Annotated in this window: 21 protein-coding genes; 7 read left to right on the forward strand and 14 right to left on the reverse strand. The window is 64.4% G+C overall.

From position 1 onward, the window contains the following. Positions 1-5 precede the first annotated feature (5 nt). From Q0L30_RS11430 to Q0L30_RS11445, 4 genes are all read right to left on the reverse strand, one after another. Complete coding sequence (locus Q0L30_RS11430) at positions 6-431, reverse strand: organic hydroperoxide resistance protein (RefSeq protein WP_296655012.1); 426 nt, start codon at positions 429-431, stop codon at positions 6-8. A 205-nt stretch (positions 432-636) separates the two neighbouring features. Continuing rightward, positions 637-1,206, reverse strand: coding sequence for a TetR/AcrR family transcriptional regulator (locus Q0L30_RS11435; protein WP_296655013.1), 570 nt, complete (start codon positions 1,204-1,206; stop codon positions 637-639). Positions 1,207-1,321: 115 nt separating this feature from the next. Further along, complete coding sequence (locus tag Q0L30_RS11440) at positions 1,322-1,957, reverse strand: LysE family translocator (RefSeq protein WP_296655014.1); 636 nt, start codon at positions 1,955-1,957, stop codon at positions 1,322-1,324. 68 nt (positions 1,958-2,025) lie between these two features. After that, complete coding sequence (locus Q0L30_RS11445; protein ID WP_296655016.1) at positions 2,026-2,739, reverse strand: CerR family C-terminal domain-containing protein; 714 nt, start codon at positions 2,737-2,739, stop codon at positions 2,026-2,028. A 94-nt stretch (positions 2,740-2,833) separates the two neighbouring features. Between Q0L30_RS11445 and Q0L30_RS11450 the strand changes: the two genes are divergently transcribed. Genes Q0L30_RS11450 through Q0L30_RS11465 form a run of 4 tightly spaced genes read left to right on the forward strand, consistent with a single transcriptional unit; the run spans position 2,834 to position 7,518 of the window. Next, positions 2,834-3,970, forward strand: a complete 1,137-nt coding sequence (locus Q0L30_RS11450) for an HlyD family secretion protein (RefSeq protein ID WP_296655017.1) — start codon at positions 2,834-2,836, stop codon at positions 3,968-3,970. Positions 3,971-3,992: 22 nt separating this feature from the next. Then, positions 3,993-5,561, forward strand: a complete 1,569-nt coding sequence (locus tag Q0L30_RS11455) for an MDR family MFS transporter (protein ID WP_296655323.1) — start codon at positions 3,993-3,995, stop codon at positions 5,559-5,561. 18 nt (positions 5,562-5,579) lie between these two features. Continuing rightward, on the forward strand, positions 5,580-7,073 hold the full coding sequence (locus Q0L30_RS11460) for an efflux transporter outer membrane subunit (protein ID WP_296655019.1): 1,494 nt from the start codon (positions 5,580-5,582) through the stop codon (positions 7,071-7,073). 46 nt (positions 7,074-7,119) lie between these two features. Further along, positions 7,120-7,518, forward strand: coding sequence for a GFA family protein (locus tag Q0L30_RS11465; protein ID WP_296655021.1), 399 nt, complete (start codon positions 7,120-7,122; stop codon positions 7,516-7,518). A 74-nt stretch (positions 7,519-7,592) separates the two neighbouring features. Here Q0L30_RS11465 and Q0L30_RS11470 read toward each other — a convergent pair whose 3' ends face one another. Next, positions 7,593-9,035 carry an NAD-dependent succinate-semialdehyde dehydrogenase gene (locus Q0L30_RS11470; RefSeq protein ID WP_296655022.1) on the reverse strand — a complete coding sequence of 481 codons (1,443 nt, stop codon included), beginning with the start codon at positions 9,033-9,035 and terminating at the stop codon, positions 7,593-7,595. Between the two features lie 266 nt (positions 9,036-9,301). On the opposite strand from Q0L30_RS11470, the gene Q0L30_RS11475 reads away from it, so the two are divergent. Both Q0L30_RS11475 and Q0L30_RS11480 read left to right on the forward strand, forming a co-directional pair. Further along, positions 9,302-9,766: an RbsD/FucU domain-containing protein gene (locus Q0L30_RS11475; RefSeq protein WP_296655024.1), complete on the forward strand. Its 465-nt coding sequence runs from the start codon at positions 9,302-9,304 to the stop codon at positions 9,764-9,766. A 126-nt stretch (positions 9,767-9,892) separates the two neighbouring features. Continuing rightward, positions 9,893-10,111 carry a hypothetical protein gene (locus Q0L30_RS11480; protein WP_296655025.1) on the forward strand — a complete coding sequence of 73 codons (219 nt, stop codon included), beginning with the start codon at positions 9,893-9,895 and terminating at the stop codon, positions 10,109-10,111. A gap of 702 nt (positions 10,112-10,813) precedes the next feature. Here Q0L30_RS11480 and Q0L30_RS11485 read toward each other — a convergent pair. The 8 genes from Q0L30_RS11485 to Q0L30_RS11520 all read right to left on the reverse strand — a co-directional run bounded on the left by Q0L30_RS11485 (position 10,814) and on the right by Q0L30_RS11520 (position 20,795). Next, positions 10,814-12,109 (reverse strand): MFS transporter, encoded by a 1,296-nt coding sequence (locus Q0L30_RS11485; protein ID WP_296655027.1) that lies wholly within the window; start codon positions 12,107-12,109, stop codon positions 10,814-10,816. Positions 12,110-12,529: 420 nt separating this feature from the next. Beyond that, positions 12,530-12,970, reverse strand: coding sequence for a nuclear transport factor 2 family protein (locus tag Q0L30_RS11490; RefSeq protein ID WP_296655028.1), 441 nt, complete (start codon positions 12,968-12,970; stop codon positions 12,530-12,532). A 193-nt stretch (positions 12,971-13,163) separates the two neighbouring features. Further along, entirely contained in the window at positions 13,164-14,222 is a 1,059-nt protein-coding gene (locus Q0L30_RS11495) for an alcohol dehydrogenase (protein WP_296655325.1), read from the reverse strand. 217 nt (positions 14,223-14,439) lie between these two features. Beyond that, positions 14,440-15,051: a DUF2894 domain-containing protein gene (locus Q0L30_RS11500; RefSeq protein ID WP_296655030.1), complete on the reverse strand. Its 612-nt coding sequence runs from the start codon at positions 15,049-15,051 to the stop codon at positions 14,440-14,442. Continuing rightward, entirely contained in the window at positions 15,044-15,703 is a 660-nt protein-coding gene (locus Q0L30_RS11505; protein WP_296655032.1) for an OmpA family protein, read from the reverse strand. The genes Q0L30_RS11500 and Q0L30_RS11505 overlap by 8 nt, the downstream gene beginning before the upstream one ends. Further along, positions 15,700-17,796, reverse strand: a complete 2,097-nt coding sequence (locus tag Q0L30_RS11510) for a DUF802 domain-containing protein (protein WP_296655033.1) — start codon at positions 17,794-17,796, stop codon at positions 15,700-15,702. Before Q0L30_RS11510 ends, Q0L30_RS11505 begins: the two co-directional genes overlap by 4 nt. Positions 17,797-17,808: 12 nt before the next feature. Further along, entirely contained in the window at positions 17,809-18,561 is a 753-nt protein-coding gene (locus tag Q0L30_RS11515) for a DUF3348 domain-containing protein (RefSeq protein ID WP_296655035.1), read from the reverse strand. A gap of 239 nt (positions 18,562-18,800) precedes the next feature. Next, on the reverse strand, positions 18,801-20,795 hold the full coding sequence (locus tag Q0L30_RS11520) for an acetoacetate--CoA ligase (RefSeq protein ID WP_296655036.1): 1,995 nt from the start codon (positions 20,793-20,795) through the stop codon (positions 18,801-18,803). A gap of 270 nt (positions 20,796-21,065) precedes the next feature. Between Q0L30_RS11520 and Q0L30_RS11525 the strand changes: the two genes are divergently transcribed. Further along, the gene (locus Q0L30_RS11525; protein WP_296655038.1) at positions 21,066-21,482 is read left to right on the forward strand and encodes a MarR family winged helix-turn-helix transcriptional regulator; all 417 of its coding nucleotides are present in this window, start codon (positions 21,066-21,068) and stop codon (positions 21,480-21,482) included. 22 nt (positions 21,483-21,504) lie between these two features. Here Q0L30_RS11525 and Q0L30_RS11530 read toward each other — a convergent pair whose 3' ends face one another. After that, a complete protein-coding gene (locus Q0L30_RS11530; protein WP_296655347.1) occupies positions 21,505-21,792 on the reverse strand; it encodes a hypothetical protein in 288 nt (95 codons plus the stop codon). Positions 21,793-21,801 lie beyond the last annotated feature (9 nt).

Raw genomic sequence — 21,801 nt, forward strand, 5'->3', positions numbered from 1 at the left:
GACGCTTAAACGATCGTGAGCGTTACGTCGATATTGCCGCGCGTGGCGTTCGAGTACGGGCAGACGATGTGGGCCTTGTCGACAAGCGCTTGCGCTGCCGCACGGTCCATGCCCGGCAGCGAAATCTTCAGTTCGACTTCGATGCCGAAGCCGTTCGGGATCTGCCCGATGCCGACGTTGCCGTCGATGGCGGCATCGGCGGGAATGGCAATCTTGTCGCGCGCGGCGACGAACTTCATTGCGCCGATAAAGCAGGCGCTGTAACCGGCAGCGAAGAGTTGCTCGGGGTTAGTGCCCGTGCCGCCCGCGCCGCCCAGTTCACGCGGCGTGGTGAGCTTGAGGTCGAGATTGCTGTCGGGCACGACGGCGCGGCCATCGCGGCCGCCGGTGACGTGGGCATGAGCGGTGTAAAGCACTTTTTCGATCGACATGACGAACTCCAGGGAGTAACGGTTGAAGGGCACTGCGGAAGGGAAATGATTAATGATGCAAAGCCAAAATCGGCGTTTCAGGTTTCAGTCTGATTTCAATTAGCTATCTATCAGAAGATAGATATCATTCGACAAAAAGAAGGCGGCGCACCGCCTTGCTTGAGAAGGCGGCGCACCGCCTTGCTTGCCAATTCTTTCAGGAGCTTCAGGCGGCGCGCTTTCTCCACGTCGCTTCCACGTCTTTGAGACGCGACTTCGTGTGAAACAGCCGGCTTGCCAGCACACTGCCCTGCAATGCCGCAAATAACGTTCGCGCCGCGCTTTCCGCACTGCCGTTAACCACGAGCGTGCCTTCCGCTGCGCCGGCCGCGAGTACCTTTGCGAGCCAGGCTTCGTTGGCGCGGAAGAACGCTTGCACCGCTTCGCGCACGCTATCGGGCAGCGATTCGATATCGGCGGCGAGCATGCCGCACAGGCAGATCTGATCGCCGTCGCCGAGTGTCTTGCCGAACATCTTCGTGTAAGCCGCGAGCTTTGCCTCGGCGGATAGCGTCGCATCGACCGAGCGCAGACCCGCCATCACTTCGTCGCTATATTGGCGGACTGCTTCGAGCACCAGGTCGTCTTTCGACGGGAAGTAATAGTGAATGCTCGACGTCTTGACGCCGACCAGTTCCGAAAGATCCCGGTAGCTGAATCCGTTGTAGCCACGCAGCATCATCAACGTGATGGCGTGATCCAGAATCTGATCCCGAACGGTCAATTTCGTTTCCATGTATCTCAATTTATCTACTGGAAGATAGAGAATCAAGGGCGACGCGAAAATATTTTTTCGCGTCGATGCGATGCTCGCAATAGGTACGGCAGTTTCAACAAACGACTGTCGCGATTCAGAGTCCGCGTTGACCTGCGGTGAAAATCAGGCGCAGACCGAGCGCGCCGATGGCGACGGCTGCGGTGCGGTCGATCCAGCCTCGCGCGCGCAGATAAAGTTCGCGCGGCCGCTGGCTCGAAAAGCAGAGCGCAACCACCGTGTACCACCCGGTTTCGATGATAAAGATGAACGGCGGCAGCGCGAAGTAGCACCACATCGGCGGATGCTGCGGCAGGAGCGCCACAAAGATGCTGCCGTAGGCAATGGCCGTCTTCGGATTGCTCAACTGCGTGGTGAGGCCCACCCAGAACGATTTGCCGGGGCGGCTCGCGGCGGCTTTGGCGCTGCCCACCGTGAACGGTTGACTCGCACCGCGCCAGATCCGCGAGGCGATATAGAGCAGATAGGCGCCGCCCGCGATCTTGAGCCCCATATAGAGCCATTCGACGGTGGAGAGCACGGTGTACAGGCCGGCGAGCGCGATGCCCGCGAAGCAGATCGCTCCGGCGCCCATCCCGAGCGCGGTGGCGACGCCATCGCGGCGCGACAGCGCGATCGAGCTGCGGGCGACGAGCACGAAGCTCGGGCCGGGGCTCATGGCGCCCAGCAGAATGGCGGCGAGGATGCTGACGACAGCGGCGAACGGAGTCATGGCAGGGCCTTCTGGAGGGAGGAACTGGCTACGGTAACACGACAAATATGAGCAAAAGTAGCGCTGGATCAAGACGTTCGCAGACGTTCGCGACTCCAGTGCGCGAGCAGCACGCGCGTCTGCTCGCGGATGTTCGTCTTCACGAACTCGGCTTTTTCCGCGTCGATATCGTCCCACTGCAGCAGCGCGAGCGTCGAGCGCCGCGCAACGTGGAACAGCAGAAACTGCCCGTACAGGCTGAACATGCGCACGACGGTGAGCGGATCGTCGGCAGGCACGCCGGTAATACGCGCAAGGAGCGCGACATTGACCGCGTTGAGCGGTTCGCGCACGCGCTCGCGCAGCACCTGTGAGCCGATCTCGGGTTCGCCGCCGCCTTGTTCGCGCGCGAAAAAGAGCCGCGCGTCGGGTTCGCGGTGCTTCACGAACGTGCGGTCCGCCACAGCCATCTGGATGCCGATGAATGCCTCGATGAGCGCATCGGGGTCAGCGTTGCTTGCCAGCGCTTCGCGGCCGCGCATCACGGCGGGCTCGAAAGCCTCCCACGACTCGTCCGCGAGCGACTCGGCGCACGCGCGGTAGAGCCCTTCCTTGTTCTCGAAGTAGTACTGCAGCGCGGGCGCGTTGACGCCCGCATGCGCGGCGATCTCGCGCGTGGATGCGCCTTCGAAGCCGTGCTGGCCGAACAGGATGATTGCGGCCTCAATGATCTTGCGCCGGGTTTCGTCGCCGCGTGCATAGCCTCCGGCCGTCGGGCGGCGCAGTCGTTTGCTTTCGCTCATGGGTCTCCTTGCCTGGCTGCCCGGAAATATATCACTTGACACAATTTTTCCAGTTGGAATAATTCCGTCAACCGGAAAAATTGAGACAGAAGACATGTCAACGACAGCAGGCGTGCCCGCACGCGATGCAGCGGACGCGGGCAACACGTCGGCGCGACGCGGCACGAAACGGAATTTTCTGATCGGAACCTTGCTGGCCGTGGTGGTGGCCGGAGCGGTCTGGGGCGGGCACTGGTGGGTGGTGGGCCGCTTCATCGAATCGACCGACGACGCCTATCTGCAAGCCGATAGCGTGACGGTCGCGCCGAAGGTGAGCGGCTACGTGAGCGACGTGTATGTCGCCGACAACCAGGCGGTCAAGGCGGGCGATCCGCTCGTGAAGCTCGATGCGCGCCAGTATCAGGTGGCGCTCGATCAGGCCCGCGCAACCATCGACGCGCGCGTCGCCGACATCGAGCATGCGCAGGCGCAGCTCGCCCAGCAGCGCGCGAACATCGCGCAGACGCAGGCGCAGCAGGAAGTCGCGCGCGTGAGCCTGCGCCATGCGCGCGACGAGGTTGCGCGCTACGCGCCGCTCGCCGCGACCGGCGCGGAAACGACTGAACGCCTCGCCGGACTCACGAGCACGCGCGACGAAGCCGCGGCCACGCTGGCCGCCGATTCGGCCGCAGTCGAAGCGGCGCGCGCGCAGATTACCGCGCTCACCGCGCAGCTCGCCCAGGCCCGCGCGCAACTCGAAGCCGCACGTGCGAATGCGGCGCAGGCACAACTCGATCTGGACAACACGGTGGTGAGGAGCGCGCTCGCGGGACGCGTGGGCGATCGCACGGTGCGCGTCGGCCAGTACGTGCAGCCCGGCACGCGCATGTTGACCGTCGTGCCCGTGCAAAGCACCTATCTCGAAGCGAACTTCAAGGAAACGCAGATTGGCCGCATGCGCGTGGGCCAGCCCGTCGAGCTTTCGGTCGACGCGCTGCCGGGTCATACGCTGCACGGCGTCGTGGACAGCTTCTCGCCGGGCACGGGCGCGCAGTTCGCGCTGTTGCCGCCCGAGAACGCCACGGGCAACTTCACGAAGATCGTGCAGCGCGTGCCGGTGCGCATCCGCCTCGATACCGGCCCGCAAACGCGCAGCGTGCTGCTGCCGGGCATGTCGGTGACCGTCGACGTGGATACACGCTCGGCGCGCGACGACGAGCGCCGCATCGACGCCGAGAATCACCGTGGCTGACGCAGCCGTTCGCGAGGCGGCCATTAGCGAACCGGCGCCCGCACCGCGTGCGAGCACGGCGGACTGGATTGCCGTTGCCGCCGGTGCGCTCGGCGCGCTGATGGCCACGCTCGATATCTCGATCACGAACTCGGCATTGCCGCAGATCCAGGGCGAGATCGGTGCGACCGGCACCGAAGGCACGTGGATCTCCACGGGCTACCTGATGTCCGAGATCGTGATGATCCCGCTCGCGGCGTGGCTCACGCGCGTGTTCGGCCTGCGCAATTTTCTGCTGACGAATTCGGCGCTCTTCATCGGTTTCTCGATGATGTGCGGCTGGTCGCACACGCTGCCCGTGATGATCGCCGGGCGCATCGGACAGGGCTTCACCGGCGGGGCGATGATCCCGACCGGACAGACCATCATCCGCACTCGCTTGCCGCTGTCGCAATTGCCGGTCGGCATGACCGTATTCGGCCTGATCGTGCTGCTCGGGCCGTTGCTCGGGCCGGTCGTGGGCGGTTGGCTGGCGGAGAACATCAGCTGGACATGGTGTTTCTTCATCAACCTGCCGGTGTGTCTTGCGCTGATCACGCTGCTCGTGGTGGGCCTCGCGCCCGACCGCCCGCACTGGGAGGCGTTCTTTAAGGCCGACTGGCTCGGAATCGCGGGCCTTGCCGCCGGCCTCAGTTCGCTGACTGTCGTGCTCGAAGAGGGCCAGCGCGAACGGTGGTTCGAGTCGGGCATGATCGTTGCGCTCACATGGGTCTCGCTTGCGGGCATGGCGTTGATCGCGCTCTCGCAGGTCACGGCGAAGAAGCCGATTCTGCGCCTGTCGCTGATGCGCAATCCGCGCTATGCGAGCGTGATCGTCATCGTGTTCGCGGTGGGCGCGGGGCTGTATGGCATTTCGTATCTGCTGCCGCAGTTCCTGAGCCTCGTCGCGGGCTACAACGCGCAGCAGTCGGGCTCGATCATGCTGCTTTCGGGCCTGCCCGCGTTTCTGATGATGCCGATTCTGCCGCGCGTGCTCGGCAAGATGGATTTTCGCGTGCTCGTGGTGAGCGGGCTCCTGCTGTTCACGCTGAGCTGCATGCTCGATATTTCGCTGACTGCGCAGAGCGTCGGCCACGATTTCGTCTGGTCGCAGCTCGTTCGCGGCACCGCCCAGGTGCTGGCGATGATGCCGCTCAATCAGGCGTCGATGGCAGCCGTCGCGCGCGAGGAATTCGGCGACGCCGCGGGTCTTTACAACATGGCGCGCAATCTCGGCGGATCGGTGGGGCTCGCGATCATCGGCACGCTGATCGACCGCCGCCAGACGTTCCATACCGCGATGCTGCGCGAATCGATCAGCGCGAATTCGCTGATCGGGCAGGAGCGCGTTGCTTCCGGTGCGTCGTATTGGCTTTCGCAGACCGGCGACATGGCGTATTCGCAACTGCGCTCGCTCGGCCAGATCGCAGCGCAGATCCAGCAGCAATCGATGGTTATCACGTATTCCGAAACGTTCTGGGTGCTCGGCATTGCGCTTGCCGCCTGTGTGCCCCTCGCGCTTTTGCTCAAGAAACCGCAGCCCGGCGCGAAGGTGTCGTCTGCGGGCCATTGAGGTTCAACTTTTTTGCTCATGACGGCCTTTCGTTCTTTTCGTTTCCACTTCGCGCCGCTTGTTTCGCTGACGTCGCTCGCCGCTGCGTGTGCGCTCGCTGCCTGCACAGTCGGTCCGGATTATCGCGGGGCGCCCGCCGTGGCCACCGATGCCGTGGGGGCCGCCGCATTCGTGCGTACGCCCGCGATCGGCTTGGCGAGCCTGCCTGCACCAAGCGACTGGTGGCTCGCGCTGAACGACGCGCAACTGAACGCGCTGATTGCCGCCGCGCTCGCGCACAACCCCGATCTGCGGGTGGCCGAGGCACGCTTGCGCGAGTCGCGTGCACAACTTCAGCAGCAGCGCGCAGCGGAATTGCCGAAGGTCTCTGCATCCGCTGCGGCCGTGCGCATGCGCGAGCCGAATCTGAGCGTGTTTTCTTCGTCGCAGCCGCAAGGCGGGGCGGGTGGCCAAAGCGGTTCAAGCGGAGGCGGTCCGCTGCAGTTCTACACGGCGAATTTCGACGCGTCGTGGGAGATCGATCTGTTCGGCGGCACGCGGCGCGCGGTGGAAGCAGCGAGCGACGAAGCGGACGCGGATAACGCCGAACTCGCCGACGCGCAGGTGTCGCTCGCAGCCGAGGTCGCACAGGCGTATATCGACCTGCGCGACGAGCAGCAGCGCCTCGCGATTGCACAGCACACGGCAGACTTGCAGCAGCAGATGCTGACCTTGACGGAGGAGCGCCGCGCGGGCGGCACGGCGGCGGAAGTCGACGTCGAGCGGCTGACGACGCAAGTGGAGAGCACGCGTTCGACGCTCACGCCGCTCGCCGCCCAGGTGGAGATTTCGCTCGACCAGCTTGCGGTGCTGACCGGCAAAGCGCCTGGTGCGCTCGACGCGGAACTCGCCGCGCCGCAGCCGTTGCCCGCGCTGCCCGCGTCCGTGCCGGTCGGCGATCCGGCGGCGCTGATCGCGCAGCGGCCCGACATTCGCGCGGCGGAGCGCCGTCTCGCATCGAGCAATGCGCAGATCGGCGAGCATATCGCCGATTTCCTGCCGAAGCTCACGCTCTTCGGCGATCTCGGGTTCACGGCGGCCAATCCCGGTCATCTGGTGCGCAAAAGCAATTTCAGCTGGGTGGGCGTGCCGTATCTGCAATGGAACGTGCTCGATTTCGGCCGGACGCTTGGCGCGGTGCACGGCGCCGAGGCCGCGCGCGACGAAGCAGGAGCGCGCTACGAAAAGGCCGTGCTGGGTGCGCTGCAGGATGCGAATGGCGCGCTCTCGCGCTATGGTTATCAGCGCGAGCATCTGGTGACGCTGCAAAAAGTGCAGGCGTCGGCGCAGCGTTCGGCAACATTGATGCGCGAGCGCTATCGCGCGGGCGCGTCGAGCCTGATCGATCTGCTCGATACGCAGCGCACCGAATTTGCTGCACAGCAGAACGTGATCGCCGGGCAGGCGGAACTGCTCAAGGATTTCGTTTCGTTGCAGAAGAGTCTGGGCCTCGGCTGGAAACCGGCGGCGTAAAGTTAGGGCGCGCGGTTTCGCGTCCATTGGCGAAACGGAGGAAGCGATGCTGGCTGGCGGCTGTCAATGCGGAAGGATTCGCTACGAGATCACGGGCGAGCCGATCGAGTGCACCGCGTGCCACTGCGAGGATTGCCGGCGCGCGTCTGCGGCGCCGTTTACTGCCTGGTTGAGCGTGCGCCGAGAAGATTTCCGTCTGGTTGCGGGGATGCCGTGCACCTACGCTTCGAGTCCGCCTGTCGAGCGTACGTTCTGCGCGGATTGCGGCACGCCGCTCACTTACCGGCACGCGATGTTCGCGGATGAAATCGACGTGGCGACGGGCAGTCTCGACCGGCCTGACGCCGCGCCGCCCGCGCATCATACCTGGACGTCGCAGAAGCTCGAATGGGTGCAACTTGCGGATGGGCTTGCGCAATATCCTCGTGCGTATCCCGAGGTTTGACGCCAAGACGCTGGCGCCGCGCTGCTCCGTGCGTATGCACACCCGGAGCAGCGCAGTGCGTGATTATCCCGCGATCAACGATGCTCGGTGACGAACTTCGTGATCAGATACGCGTCCATCGCTTCGGTGCCGCCCTCCGAACCGTAGCCGGAATCCTTCACGCCGCCGAACGGCGTTTCGGGCACCGCGAGGCCGTGGTGGTTGATCGACAGCATGCCCGCCTCGATGTCCTCGGAAAGGGCGGCAGACGTCGCGCTCGAGCGCGTATACGCATACGAAGCGAGGCCCCACGGCAGGCGGTTGGCCTCGATCAAGGCGTCTTCATAGCGCGAGAATCGCGAGACTGGCGCGAGCGGGCCGAACGGCTCTTCGTTCATGATGCTGGCCGAAAGCGGCACATCGGTCAGCACGGTCGGCGCGAAGAAATAGCCTTCGCGGCCGATGCGTTCGCCGCCGGTCAGCACCTTCGCTCCATGATCGCGTGCATCGGCAACGAAACGTTCCATTGCGGCGAGCCGACGGTCGTTGGCGAGCGGACCCATCTGCACGCCTTCTTCGAGGCCGTTGCCGACCTTGACCGAGCGGAGCGTGGCGACGAAATGTTCGACGAACTCGTCGTATGCCGCGTCCTGCACCATGAAGCGCGTGGGCGAAATGCAGACCTGGCCCGCGTTGCGAATCTTCGCGAGCGCGAGCAGCTTTGCTGCGCGCGGCACGTCGGCGTCCGCAAACACGATGGCGGGCGCGTGTCCGCCCAGTTCCATCGTGACGCGCTTCATATGTTCGCCGGCTTTCGCCGCGAGCAGCTTGCCCACCGGCGTCGAGCCCGTGAACGAGATCTTGCGGATCGCGGGATGCGCGATCAGATACGACGAAACCTCGGCAGGCACGCCGTACACGAGATTCAGGGCGCCAGCGGGCAGCCCCGCATCGATGAACACCTGCACGAGCGCGGCGCAACTCGCGGGCGTTTCTTCAGGTCCCTTCAGCACGACGGTACAGCCCGAAGCGAGCGCCGCCGACACCTTGCGCACCGCCTGATTGAGCGGGAAATTCCACGGCGTGAAAGCCGCAATCGGGCCGACCGGCTCGCGCGTGACGATCTGGCGAACCGCATCGGCTCGCGACGGAATCACGCGGCCATAGGCGCGACGGCCTTCTTCGGCGAACCAGTCGATGACGTCGGCGCCCGCGAGCGTTTCGGCTTTTGCTTCGGCCAGCGGCTTGCCTTGCTCGCGCGTCATGACCGCGGCGACTTCGTCGGCGCGCTCGCGCAGCAGCTGCGCCGCGCGGCGCATGAGCTTGCTGCGTTCGAGCGGCGAAACCTTGCGCCAGTCGCGAAACGCGCGTGCGGCGGCTTCGGCGGCATCGGAGAGGTCTTGCTCGCTCGCAAGGCTCAGGCGGCCGATCTGCGCTTCGGTAGCGGGGTCGATCACCGCAATCGTGCGGTCGCCGCCGCGCCATGCGCCGTCGACATAAATCTGGGTATCCGGATAGGGCTTCACGCTGGACGTCATGATGGGGCAATCCTCTTCGACAGTGGTTATGGCGGACGCTCGCGCGCACACGATTGCGTGTGCGCGCGTCGCTGGAAGATGCAGACCGCACATTGTGCCACCGCATTGCGCTTCGCGTGCGACGCACCGCTTGCCACGGCGTGCGGCGCATCGCACGCGCGGCGGACGGCGCACGGACCGCCGCTTGTGACGATGGCGCCGCCCGGCTAGGATGTCTTCGGCGCGCCCGCGCCGCGTCGTCAATCGAACCCGAAGGAGGAGGCGCCGTGCTGAAGAATCTGGATCCGCTGCTGAATGCCGACGTGTTGCACGCATTGGCTTCGATGGGGCACGGCGACGAAGTCGTGATCTGCGACGCGAATTTTCCCGCCGACGCGCTCGCGCGCGAGAGCGTGCTCGGCCGGCTGCTGCGGCTCGACGGCGTGGACGCGCCGCGTGCAGTACGCGCGGTGCTTTCGGTGTTGCCGCTCGACACTTTCGTCGATCATCCGGCGCTGCGCATGGAAGTGGTAGGCGACCCGGCCGCGATTCCCGCCGTGCAGCGCGAGGCGCAACACGAAGTCAATGCGGGTGAGGGCCGCGAGGTGCCGTTCGCCTCGCTCGAACGTTTTGCTTTCTACGAGCGTGCGCGCCGCGCGTACTGCGTGATTGCCACCGGCGAGCAGCGCGGTTACGGCTGCTTCGTCTTCAAGAAGGGCGTGCTGCTGGCAGCGGACGAGCCACGTCATTAAACGTGCAGTAAGCGTGCACGAAACCGGGCTGGAGGCGGTGCGCCGTCGTGCATCACCCGTGACGGGCGGAGTAAAATATGCGCCATTGAATGCCCGGATCAAGACGTTTTTCTTACACCCTCCAAGATGAATCCCGTCCCGAAGAACGAACCCAGGCGCAAGCAGCCGGCCCCCTGGGTGCTGAATACCCTTACGGCGCTCGTGGGGCTGATTACGCTCGGCCTGGGCGTCGGCTGGCTGGTTTATAGCTGGATTGTCGATCTGGAGATTCCGTATTTCGCGATTCCGCTGGTGCTTTGCGTGCCCGTGATCGTCGCCGTGGCGTTTCGTAACTTCTGGGATTAGCGCTGCGGGATGCGAGACGGGCGCTGAAACAAGCGGCGAGGGTGGCGTACTGGCGGCTGATGCAAACCGGTGTCAATGTAGCAGGCCCGATGTTGCGTCGCGGATGATCGAATGAATCAATGGATCGTTGATCACGCGAATCCTGCCACTTGATATGACCTTGCCTTCTGAAATTCTGCTCCATCTCACGTATCGGCAATTTTCGTAGCACGAAAGTGTGGCTGTCATAGGTCCATCCTGGTATCGAATCAATGGGCCGCTCGACTCTTCCCCCAAATACCAGACGAACACATACTCGGGTTCTGTTGAATCGCCGAGCGGCACTTTTTGGTACACGTAGGTATTTCCATTTTTTGAAACATATCCGGGGATTTGCGAGGATTCCTCGGGCGCTGGATTACCTGCGGACCATGCAGGCACTCGGAACCCGGAAATTACGAGAAGCATGAATATCAGGCTACGTATGAGATGCGTGGCATATTTAGTACAGGATGCGGAGTTTTTTCGCATTGGCAGAATCCATGATTGATTGTGTGTAACTTTAGATCGCGGTCTTTCGGTTCATCATGCGTTGAAGCAGAGACGGAGCCCCCCGCAGCTTTCCAGGCAACCGCAACCAGAGTGAGATGAACGCTGAAACAAGCGGTGAGGGCGGCGCACTGGCGGTTGATGCCGCCAGTTGATTAGCGCTTTAGCGACCGCCTAGGCAGCTTCTGCAGCCCGCCTTGAACGTGACAGAAATTCGCCTTCATACCATTGCTCCGCGTGCTCCGGCGGCAGGTTCAGGAATTCTCTGAAGCGAGGAATCGCGCAGTAGGCTACGGCTGCGAGCAAGATAAAGGCAGACACCCCGATGTTCACGGTAACGAGTTGAAGATGTTCCAACGCGAAGCCGCACAGCGATGAGCCAATCGAGCCGGCGATCATGGCGAGCGTCATTCCCGACGAAGTGAGCCGTGCGCGAAAGTTCTTCGGAATGGCGAGTGTCCTCTGCGCACTGAGCACCAGACCGGATGTGGTACCGCAGAACCCAAAGAAGAAATAGGCGGCAGCGAAGATCAGCGGCATTGTCGTGACGCTTGCCACGAGAAGAAATACACCTTGGCTGATGCATCCGCACATGAACAGGCCGAACCGGCTCAGTTTTCTGGTCGTTTGAGTGATTCGCCCCAATCCGGCAAGCAATGCCCCAGCGCTAATGCATGCCTCCGTTATTCCAAAGATCTGCGTACCCCACCCTTCGGATTGAATCCGGAGCGGGACCAACATCGTGATTGCCGGAAGGAACGCGATGAGAGATGCCATCGAAAGCAGGCTGAGGTATCGCTCGATAGGGATTTGAAGGCGAATGCGCCAACTATCCAGAATGTCGTTGCACCACGAGGCGATCCGACGCGCCTGTTTCGCTTTCGTCACGGCGGATTCCACGCGCGGCATGAAAAGATTCAGAATGCAGACGATGACCGTCATGGCGGCGTGGACCGCCAAACATGCCGCTGGAGAAAACTCGATCAACGCCAGACCAGCGCAAGCGGGACCAAGCGTTCGAGCGACCGAAGAGATCGAGTGCTGAATGCCCAATGCCGGTTGCAACTCATTGGCGGGGACGAGTTCTGGCAGGAATGCCGCACGAGCAGGAACGATGATCGACATTGCAATCGCATTGATTGCCTGAAGCGCAATGATGGTTGCGAGTGAGACATTCGGGAAAGCTGCGACGCCAGCGAGCAAGATCGAGCGAAAGGCGATCAGCCAGGACGTGGACTGTACCAGTTTCAGCTTGTTGTATCTGTCGCCTATAGGTGAGAGTAAAACATACGACAGGCAGGCGACTGCAGCCTGTACTGCGTAAAACTGAGCAATGCCCGCCGCGCCAAATTTTTGCACGATGAACCAGGACAGTACCGATAAGCCGAACAACCCCGAGAACAACGCCACGAATTGCCCGGCGAGAAAGGGTACAACGCCGGGTGTTCTGAAGGATTGAAGGTTAAACATTATTCGACTCAATGACGCTGCTGAAGTCAGGCGGTTTCAGATACATCGCATGGATTTATTCGACCTGCCGCTTTAATGTCGTGGACGCTTTATTTCTGACTTCCCCAGGCATGGCCACTGGCGATTTAAGATAGACACCTCTCTCCGTATCGAGGTCATGCTTGTTCCTTGGGAAACTATGGAGTACGGATCATCGCGACAATCTCAAGACATTTCGTCCTGCGAGAATCTTGTCGCGGATCCCAAGTTATCGACGGAACATTACATCCGGTTTACATGCGGGTAATCCGGCGCAGCCGAAGACATTCGCGAATTTGAAATCTCGCGAACTCTGCGCTACCGGAAGCGTGACGGCGCGCTCGTCGCCGGAGTTGATTCCATTGACGGACGAGCGCGGCTATACCGCGGTGCGCGTATCGCTCAACCTGCAATCTTGTACGCGGGCAGCTTGTCACCAAGGCGAGCGCCCATTTCCGCGCCGAGCGCCTGAAGCCCGCTGAGCGGGCGCACCATGACCTCGAACTCCACAATCTTGCCGCGCTCGTCGAACGTGATCAAATCAATGCCCTTCAGCTTCCGGTCGCCGACGCGTGCGCCGAATTCGAGCACGACACTCAAACCATCGTTGCTAACAAGTTGACGGTAGTACGTGAAGTCTTCGAATACGTTGATTACGGTGTTCAGTGCCAGCGCCAATGCCGCGGACGGACCGTAAGGCGTTGCCGCCATCGGCGAACGAAACACGGCGTTGGGATCGACAATCGATTCGAGTTCGCCAAGGTCGCGCCTGGCAACCATCTCGTGCCAGAGCTTCAGCGATGATGCGACTGCCGGGGGGATGTGCTGCGCCAGTTCAGTCATGTGGTCTCCTGTTTATGCCGCTTCAAGCGGCTTGTCTTTATGGAAAGGCGAGGCATCGAATGGATGCGGCGAGCGTCGTGGCTTGAGGAATCGCCCGCTCTGATTACTGCGACCGGCAAGGTACGTTCGAAAACGCAATTCGCAGCGCTGCCTCGCGGAGCTTGACAGCGCTGCGAACGATGTTTGACGCCGCTCAGGGAATCAGCACTTGCCGTCCCACCACACGGCCTTGCTGCAGCGCACGAAGCGCGTCGTTGACTTCTTCGAGCGGCCGGGTCGTCACCGGCGCGGGCCGGATCTTGCCGTCGCGCATCAGCGCAACGAGTTCGCGCAACTCGGCGAGCGTGCCGACGTAGCTGCCTTCGATACGCAGCGGGCGCATCGGGATGATCGGCAAGGCCAGCGTAATGTCGCCGCCCATCAGGCCCACGATCACCACATGTCCGCCGCGCGCGCATGAATCGAGCGCAAGCGAAACGGTCGACGTCGAGCCGACCAGATCAAGCACGGCGCGCGCGCCGCAGGTTCCGCCCACGGCCTCGACAATCTGCGTCGCGGCGTCGGGCGCGCGTGCGTCGATGGCGGCGAGCGCGCCTTCCTTCAACGCGGCTTCGCGCTTGTCCGCATCGATATCGACCACAATCGCGCCCTTGCCGCCCAGCGCCTTGATGACCTCGATGGCCATGAGCCCGAGACCGCCCGCGCCGATCACGACGACCGGCGTTTCATGAATGCGGTCGCCGAACTTCTTGATAGCGGAATACGTGGTGACGCCCGCGCAGGCAAGCGGTGCGGCTTTGACGGGGTCGAGCCCGCCGAGATCGACCAGATAGCGCGGGTGCGGCACGATCACGTACTCGGCGAAGCCGCCCGCGCGCATGACGCCGAGCGATTGCGGCCTCACGCAGATATTCTCTTCGCCGCGCAGGCAGGCCGGGCATGCGCCGCAACCGATCCACGGATGCACGACGGCGATCATGCCGGTTTGCACGGGGCCCGCATCGGGGCCCGCGGAGATGACCTCGCCGCTGATCTCATGGCTGGGCGTGAGCGGCAGCTTGATGCCGCGGTCGGCGAGCGAGAGTTTTTTGCCGCCGCCGAGGTCGTAGTAACCCTCCCAGATATGCAGATCCGAGTGGCACAGGCCCGCCGCCTTCACGCGCACGAGGACTTCGGTGCCCTGGGGTTGCGGGATGTCCTGGTGAATCAGTTCGAGCGGCTGGCCGTGGCCAGTGACGCAAAAGCAGCGCATCTGCATCGATATCTCCGTGAATGAAAGTAGGACGGTTCAGCGATGAGGAAAGCGATGACCAATTCTCCGCATCATAGCGGATCGCTCGTGCGTGGGGGCAGGGTGGTTTGATTCGGGTCGTGAAGCCTTGTCGTGAACCCGTGATGTGAACTCGTTTAGCGAATTCTTGTTGTGAACTGGTGTTGTGAATACCAGGGTGCGCTGCAGGGCGCGCGGACTAGCGTGCCTTGCTGCGCGCGCTCTTCCTGCCGCCGGCCGTGCGCGGCGGCTCCTTGCTGGCAACCGCGTCGGCGATGCCTGGCTGCTCCATCCAGGACAGCGCGTCCACGTAGGTAAGAAAATGCTGGAGATAACCCGGCGAAAGCTCGCGCATCAACGAAAGCGCCCGATGCACGAGGCTGCTGGAATTGAGTGGTCCGGCGTTTTGCGGAACCTGTACGAGCGACTGGCGCAACTGGCTTTCCGTGCGCACGGTGGCCCAGGTTCGGCGGAAGTAGTCGAGCATTTCGGGCGTAGACGGCCGCACGCGGCCGTTCGCCGGATCGTTCATCAGGTCGGCCAGTTCGCGCAACGGGCCAGGAGCGGGCGCGCGGTCCTTCGGCGCCACGGCAGATACGGCGTCGCCAAAGGATGCCGAATTTTGCGCAATCTGTTGCGCAATCAGTTCGGATAACGTGGCATTCAGTAATTCGCGTGCTGTGCCGCTTTGACTTGCCGCACGCCGCTCCAGCGCCTCGATGAAGCGGGCGCGTACGGGATCGAGCCGCGCCGCGCCGCGCTGTGCCTCGTTCGGCATCGCTTCGTTAGCGTCTTTAGCGTCGTTATTCACCGCGCTCACCACCGGAAGCCGTCGATCGCGGGACCGGCGCGATCTCCACGCGCCGGTTCTTCGCCCGTCCAACGGCGTCCGCGTTCGAACTCACCGGCTGCTCGGAGCCGAACGCCGCCGCAAACACGGACGAGGCGGGCACGCCTTCCTCGATGAGCGCGCGCGTCACCGTCAACGCGCGCTGCGCCGACAATTCCCAGTTATCGGCAAAGCGGTGATTGCCTGCGTGCACCTGCTGGTCGTCGGCGAAGCCGCTCACCATCAGGGTCTCGTCGCGCGCTTTCAGGTAAGCGGCAAGCGGTCCCGCCAGGCTCTTGAGCAGTGCGCGGCCCTCGGGCTGCAACTGGTCGGAGTTCAGGGCGAACAACACGTTGCCGCTAATGCCGATGCGCCCGTTGACGAGCGTGACCCGGCCCGACGCGAGCGGCCCCGCCAGCGCCTGTTCGAGTGTCTTGCGCCGCTGCGTTTCGAGCTGGCGCTGCTTGATCTCGTGGTCGAGCTTCGTCGAGAGTTCGAGCTGCACGCCGATCACCGCCACGAGAATCAGCACGAATGCGCCCAGCAGCGCCGACATCAGGTCGCTGAAAGCGGTCCAGATGGGCGTCGCAGGTTCGAAACCACCGTCGATGCCGCCGTCGATGTCCTCGCTCATGCGGCTTCGGCTCCCGCCGCTGCGCGCCGCGCTGCAAGCTGCTGCAAGCCTTCCATGATCTGCTTTTGCGACAGCATGCTGAGGTCGACGACTTCGCGCGCCTGCGCAACGTAGTACGCAAGCTGTTCGTCGCTGCGCGCGAGCGACTTGTCGAGCGCGCCTTCGATGCGTTGCAGTTGTTCGACGAGTTGCGCGTTCGAGTTGCCGAACGCCTGCACCGATGCGCCGAACGCGTCGCCGAGGCTCGCCACTTCAATGGCGCCGTGTGTGATCTGCGCGGCGATGCCGTCGAGCTTGTTCGTTTCGGATGTCACGCGATCCGTGAATTGCGCGCCGACGCGCTCGAAGAGTTCCGCCGACGTGCTGACGAGCGCGTCGATCGCGCCACGCTGTTGCGTGGAGGCGTGATTCACGGCGTTGAGCAGGGTTTCGAGCGTGGCGAGCAGGCGGCTGCGTTCTTCGAGCATCGCGGTATCGCGCACCATGCTTTCCGAGAGCTTCTGGCGCAGTTCGGCGATTACTTCAGCGGCGGCGCGCGGCGCTTCCGAGGCGGCTTCGACGAGCCGCGCGATCTCGGCGATGGTGTCGCGCGCCTGGGCCTGCGTTTGCGCGGCGATGGCGCTCGCGGTGCGCTCCAGCGTGTCGCAGATGGCCTGCTGCCGGGTCGCGTTCTGCACGGCTGCGTCGTCCCAGCGTGCGTAGAGCGTCGCGCTCATCGAAGCGATGCTCTCGCGCCACGCGTCGAGCCGCGCCGCGTCTTGCGATACGAGCCCCGCCTGCAGCTGCGCGTGCGATGCATTCACGTCGTGCAGCAGCGCTGCCGCGTGCTGCTCGAATGTTGCGGCTGCAACGGACAGGGCCTGCCGATGGTCCGCGGCGAGTTGTTCGTTTGCGCGCGTCTGCTGCGAAAGCGCGGCGTTCCAGTTTTCGGCTGCCGTGCCCGCAGAACGGTCGAGGCGTGCGGCGACGCCGTCGATCAGATCTGCGCAACGCGTTTCGAAGGTGGCCGCATAGCGCTCGAACGATGCGCGCAGATCGGTCGACAACGTTTCACTAGACTGGCGATGATCGGCAAGGGCTTCGCGCCAGAGCGCCGAAACGGTGGCCGCCGTGGTTTCGTGGCTTGTCGCGAGTCCGGCCATCTGCTGCTCGACGGCTTGCGTGACGGCAGCGTGCAGCGCGGCCGTTTCGGCCCTGACGTCTTGCACCATGCTTTCCACGGCCGGGCGGATCGCCGCGCCCGCGGCACGCGCGCTTTCGGCGGCGCCATCCTTGAACGTGCGCGCGACGGATGCGGCGAGTTCCGCGTAGCTGGCTTCGACTTTGCCGAAAAACTGCTGCTGGCTGGCGATCTGCCGCTCGTTCAGTGCGAGGCTTTGCTGCTCGATGGCCTGCATCATCGCCTGAAGGCGATCCACGAGCACGGGCATGGCCTCGGCCTGGCGCTGTAGCAGCTGGAAGCTCGCTTCGCGCTGATGCGCGTGCGAGAAAACACGCAAGGTCGTCGCGATTCGCGTGTCGAGTTGCTGGGCCGCATCGCTGCGCTGGCGGCGCACGAGTGCCGAGAGCAGCCCGAGCATGGCGGACGTGGCGACGCCGGCAATCGACGTCCCGAAGGCGAAGCCCAGCCCCTTGACCGGTGCGGCGAGCGAAGCGCGGATCGCGAGCGGATCGACGGCGCTTTCCAGCGCCGCGCCCGTGCCCTTGAGCGTGGCGACCATGCCGAGCAGCGTGCCGAGCATCCCGAGCAGCACGAGCAGGCCCACCAGATACGGGGTCAGCGCAGGGCCGGGCAGGGCCACGCGCGCGCCTTCCACGCGCAGTCGCACCGGGCCGCGCAGGCCGGGGTCGATCCGTTCGAGCCAGGCGCCGAGCGTGGCGGGCGGCTCGGCAAGCGCGGTCACGGCGTGTTCGAGCGTGGTGGTCGCCTGCCGATAGCGCCACAGTTCGAGTGCGCCCGCGAAATAGCAGGCGCCGATCAGCAGCGTGACGGCGAGCGCCAGCGGATTCGTGCCGAGATAGCCGAAGGAGATCCAGCAGAGCGCCGCACAACCGGCGAGAAATACAACGAGGTCGAAACGAAATCGGGACATAAAACTATGGGGTTAGCGGGCGCGAAGGGCTGCGAGCAGTCCTTCCACCGGTTGAAACCGAACTTCGAGCTCGGCGAGCAATACGCTCTGCCTGTCCTTGCAGAACCTGTCGAACCAGGCGCGAGGCGCGACGGCTTCCGGCTCGCCCGCGGCGTGTGCCGCGCGCAGCCGCTCGAAGTGCGCGCCGAGCAACGCAGGCACCGAAGCCAGCAGACTGCGCTCGCGCGCACCGAGAGAGCGCTCCATGATCGCGTCCACCGCCGCGAGGCGCGCGAGCGCGGGCGTCTTCGCCGCCAGCATCGCGCGCAGGCGGCCGCGCAACTGGCCGATCTCGGTTTCCAGGGTCTGCTGGATCGCGAGATGGCGCTGGCGATAGTCGCGGTAGTCGACCTGGTCGGCAGGTTCGTCCACCGGCGCAACGTGGGCTGTGCCACGCTCGCCACGCACGCCGCGCTGGACGGGCGCGGGCGCGTGCTCGCGGGCGATCACCTTCGTCAGCGCGCTGCGCACGCTCGTGCAAAGGTTTTTCGCCTCGTCGTCGCCGGACGCGCGTGCGCCCGCCGCACCCGCCGTGCCTGTCGCGACGGTTGGCGGCTGTCCGCTCAGCGCCGTGGACAGTGCGATGGCATCGGTCCAGACGAGCCACTGGCTCAGGCGGTCCGAGAGCGACTGCGGCGGTTCGGCGAAGTCGGCGTCGGCCAGTTGCGCGAGCAGGCGTACGAGCGTTGGTCCGCTCAGCGCCGGTCGCCGGGGGGCTTGCACCATGCTGCGAGAAGCAAAAAAGGCAGCAGTTTACACGCTGGCGCGGTTCGGGCTCTGAGAGCCTCATCGGCGGAGGTGGCGGCCGGGGGATTTTGGCGGTTCGGGCAGCGTGTTTTGAGCGCGCGAAACAGCGATCAAGCAGCGCAAAAAAGCAGCGCAAAAAGCAACGCTCAAAACACGCCGGGATGGGCGCGATACAGGGCGATGCAAGGCGATACAAGGCCGCGCAGGGCCGCGCCGCCTCAGCCTTTCTCGCGCCGCTGTTCCATCGCGCGTGCGAACGCATCGAACCAGGCGAGCGTCTCGGGGTTGGCCATCGTCCCTGGATTGGCGACCTTGTCGAGCGGCTGCCCGAGCAGCAGCTTCTTGATGGGCAGTTCCATCTTCTTGCCGGAGAGCGTGCGGGGCACGCCGGGCGCCTGAAACACCTCGTTTGGGACGTGCCGCGCGGAGAGCGCGACCTTGATGCGCTCGCGGATCGCCGCCGTCAATTCCGGCGTCAGCACATGATCGGGCCGCAGCACGACGAAGAGCGGCATATACGACTCGCGGCCCAGGTATTCGAGGTCCACGACGAGGCTGTCGAGCACCTCGGGAAGATCTTCCACGGCGCGATAAAGCTCGCTCGTCCCCATGCGGATGCCGTGGCGATTGATGGTCGCGTCGGAGCGGCCGTAGATGACCGCGCCGCCGTGCGCGGTGATGCGCACCCAGTCGCCGTGACGCCACACGCCCGGCCAGACGTCGAAATAGCTGTCGCGATAGCGCGTGTCGTTCGCGTCGTTCCAGAAGCGCAGCGGCATCGACGGCATCGGGGCCGTGCAGACCAGTTCGCCGACTTCGCCGATGAGCGGCTTGCCCGTGTCGTCGAATGCCTCGACGCGCGCGCCGAGGCAGCGGCACTGCATTTCGCCGAGCCGCACCGGCAGCGTCGGCAAGCCCGCCAGGAAGCATCCGGCGAAATCGGTGCCGCCGGAAATCGCGTCGATCCACACGTCGCCGACATGGTCGAGAATCCACCGGTACGCTTCCGGCGGCAGCGGCGAGCCGGTCGCGCCGACCGCGCGCAGGCGGGACAGATCGGCTTGCTGGCGCGGCTCGATTCCCGCCTTCAGGCACGACTGATAGAACGCGGAGCCCGCGCCGAAGAAGTCGACCCGCGCGTCGCCGATGAAACGCCACAGGGCGCCGAGGTCGGGATAGCCGGGGCTGCCGTCGTAGAGGCACAAGGTTGCGCCCGCAAGCAGGCCGCCCACCTGGCAGTTCCACATGATCCAGCCGGTGCTGGAATACCAGTTGTAGCGGTCGCCGGGGCGCAGGTCGAAATGCAGCGCCGCGATCTTCACCTGCTCCAGCACGATGCCGCCGTGCGAGTGGACGATCGGCTTGGGCAGCCCGGTCGTGCCCGACGAATAGACGATCCACAGCGGGTGATCGAACGGCAGCGACTCGGTTTCGAGTGTCGCATCGCCCGCAATGGCCTCGGCCCAGGCGACGCCGTGCGGGAATTCTGCGGCATTCGCCTGCACGTCGAGATTCGGCACGAGCACGACGTGGTGCACGCTCGGCAGCTCGTCGAGGAGTTCGTGCAGCAGCGCGCGGCGGTCGTACGGCTTGCCCGCGTACCGGTAGCCGTCGACGGCGATCATCACCGCGGGCTCGATCTGGCGGAAGCGGTCGAGCACCGCGAGGCGGCCCATGTCGGGCGAGCACACCGACCAGATTGCGCCCACGCTGGCGGTGGCCAGGAACGCGACGACGGTCTGCGCGATGTTGGGCATGAATGCCGCCACGCGGTCGCCGCGCTGCACGCCCATGCCGCGCAGCGTCGCCGCGAGCGCGCCCACCTGGCGCTCCAGTTCGGCCCAGCTCATTTCGCCGTCCTCACCCGCCTCGTTGCGGTGAACGATGGCGGGCCGCGCGGACGTCGCGTAACGGAACGCCTGCTCGACGTAGTTCAGCTGCACGCCGGGAAACCAGCGCGCGCCGGGCATCGCGGCACCGGCGAGCGCCTGGCCGCGCGGCGTATCGGAGGCAATGCCGGCCCAGTCCCAGATCGCCGACCAGAAAGCGTCGATGTCGTCGACGGACCAGCGCCAGAGTGCGTCGTAATCGTCGAAGCAAAGGCCGCGCTCGCGCGCGAGCCAGTGCATGAATTCGGTGATGCGCGCATTCGCGACGGTTTCGGGCGACGGCGCCCAGGCGATCGGTGCGTTGGCTTCGGTGGACGGACTCACGTTTTCGGTTTCCCTGCGGTTGCGAATGGGGCGGCGTTCAGTCACGGGCGCGCTCAATGGCATTGGGTACCATTTTTTGCGCCCGGCCCGCCACCCGGTTAAACGCCGAGATCGCTCGTGCCGCGTGGTTTGTCGCGTGTGGTTGCGTAATTGTTTGCGTGCCTGGTTGCGTGCTTTATCGCCGTTTTTTCCGCTTTTTTCCGTTTTTTCCGCCTTTTACCGTTTATTGGGGCGGGGACGTGGTGCGCGAAATGGGGCTATGCTTGGCAAATGTTCGATCAGTGTCTCTACTTCAACACCGCGGCGCTGGCGCGGCGGCTGGAACGCGAGTGGTCCGGTGCGTTCGAGCCCTTCGACCTCACACCGCCCCAGGCTTTCATGCTGCGCGCCGTGCTGGATCGTCCGCACGTGCTTCAGCACGAACTCGCGGATCTGCTTGCAATCGCGCGGCCCACGGCGACGCGGGTGCTCGACGGCCTCGAAGCGCGCGGCTACGTGGAGCGCCAACGCACCGAAGGCGACGGCCGTGAAGTGGCGATCGTGCCGACGGCCAAGGCGCTTGCCATTCGCGAGGCACTCAATGGCGCCAGCGCGGCCGTGACCGGCCGGATCAAGCGCACGTTGGGTGGCGAGGCGTTCGTGGCGACCGTCGCGCGTTTGCGCACGGCGCGCGCGACGCTGGGCTGATCCGGCAGGGCGCCTTACCGCATTACAAGTATTCGGTCTGGAGTTTCAACATGCGGCGCATCGGCGCTTTTTTCGTTTCGAGCTGGCTTGCAGCCGCCGTTCTTTTCCTTGGCCGGCATTCGGTGCCGATGATCGCGCTGAGCGGCGTGATCGCGTTTGCGGGTTTTGACATCTTTCGTCCCGACCGTTCCTGACCGTTCCTGATTGTTTGTGCGGGCGCAAGACGCCCAACCGCTGCCACGCTCGCGGTTTCCAGGGTGGGTTTCCAGGCTGATTTTGCAAGGCTGTTGCGTGTGCCGTTAGACTTCACGCTTCGCCC

The organism is Paraburkholderia sp. (assembly GCF_024281035.1).
Lineage (GTDB): Bacteria > Pseudomonadota > Gammaproteobacteria > Burkholderiales > Burkholderiaceae > Paraburkholderia.

Excerpts from the sequence above, each read along its gene's own strand:
- Q0L30_RS11430 (WP_296655012.1), bottom strand. The coding sequence starts at position 431 with ATGTCGATCGAAAAAGTGCTTTACACCGCTCATGCCCACGTCACCGGC.
- Q0L30_RS11435 (WP_296655013.1), bottom strand. The coding sequence starts at position 1,206 with ATGGAAACGAAATTGACCGTTCGGGATCAGATTCTGGATCACGCCATC.
- Q0L30_RS11440 (WP_296655014.1), bottom strand. The coding sequence starts at position 1,957 with ATGACTCCGTTCGCCGCTGTCGTCAGCATCCTCGCCGCCATTCTGCTG.
- Q0L30_RS11445 (WP_296655016.1), bottom strand. The coding sequence starts at position 2,739 with ATGAGCGAAAGCAAACGACTGCGCCGCCCGACGGCCGGAGGCTATGCA.
- Q0L30_RS11450 (WP_296655017.1), top strand. The coding sequence starts at position 2,834 with ATGTCAACGACAGCAGGCGTGCCCGCACGCGATGCAGCGGACGCGGGC.
- Q0L30_RS11460 (WP_296655019.1), top strand. The coding sequence starts at position 5,580 with ATGACGGCCTTTCGTTCTTTTCGTTTCCACTTCGCGCCGCTTGTTTCG.
- Q0L30_RS11465 (WP_296655021.1), top strand. The coding sequence starts at position 7,120 with ATGCTGGCTGGCGGCTGTCAATGCGGAAGGATTCGCTACGAGATCACG.
- Q0L30_RS11470 (WP_296655022.1), bottom strand. The coding sequence starts at position 9,035 with ATGACGTCCAGCGTGAAGCCCTATCCGGATACCCAGATTTATGTCGAC.
- Q0L30_RS11480 (WP_296655025.1), top strand. The coding sequence starts at position 9,893 with ATGAATCCCGTCCCGAAGAACGAACCCAGGCGCAAGCAGCCGGCCCCC.
- Q0L30_RS11485 (WP_296655027.1), bottom strand. The coding sequence starts at position 12,109 with ATGTTTAACCTTCAATCCTTCAGAACACCCGGCGTTGTACCCTTTCTC.
- Q0L30_RS11490 (WP_296655028.1), bottom strand. The coding sequence starts at position 12,970 with ATGACTGAACTGGCGCAGCACATCCCCCCGGCAGTCGCATCATCGCTG.
- Q0L30_RS11495 (WP_296655325.1), bottom strand. The coding sequence starts at position 14,222 with ATGCGCTGCTTTTGCGTCACTGGCCACGGCCAGCCGCTCGAACTGATT.
- Q0L30_RS11505 (WP_296655032.1), bottom strand. The coding sequence starts at position 15,703 with ATGAGCGAGGACATCGACGGCGGCATCGACGGTGGTTTCGAACCTGCG.
- Q0L30_RS11510 (WP_296655033.1), bottom strand. The coding sequence starts at position 17,796 with ATGTCCCGATTTCGTTTCGACCTCGTTGTATTTCTCGCCGGTTGTGCG.
- Q0L30_RS11515 (WP_296655035.1), bottom strand. The coding sequence starts at position 18,561 with ATGGTGCAAGCCCCCCGGCGACCGGCGCTGAGCGGACCAACGCTCGTA.
- Q0L30_RS11525 (WP_296655038.1), top strand. The coding sequence starts at position 21,066 with ATGTTCGATCAGTGTCTCTACTTCAACACCGCGGCGCTGGCGCGGCGG.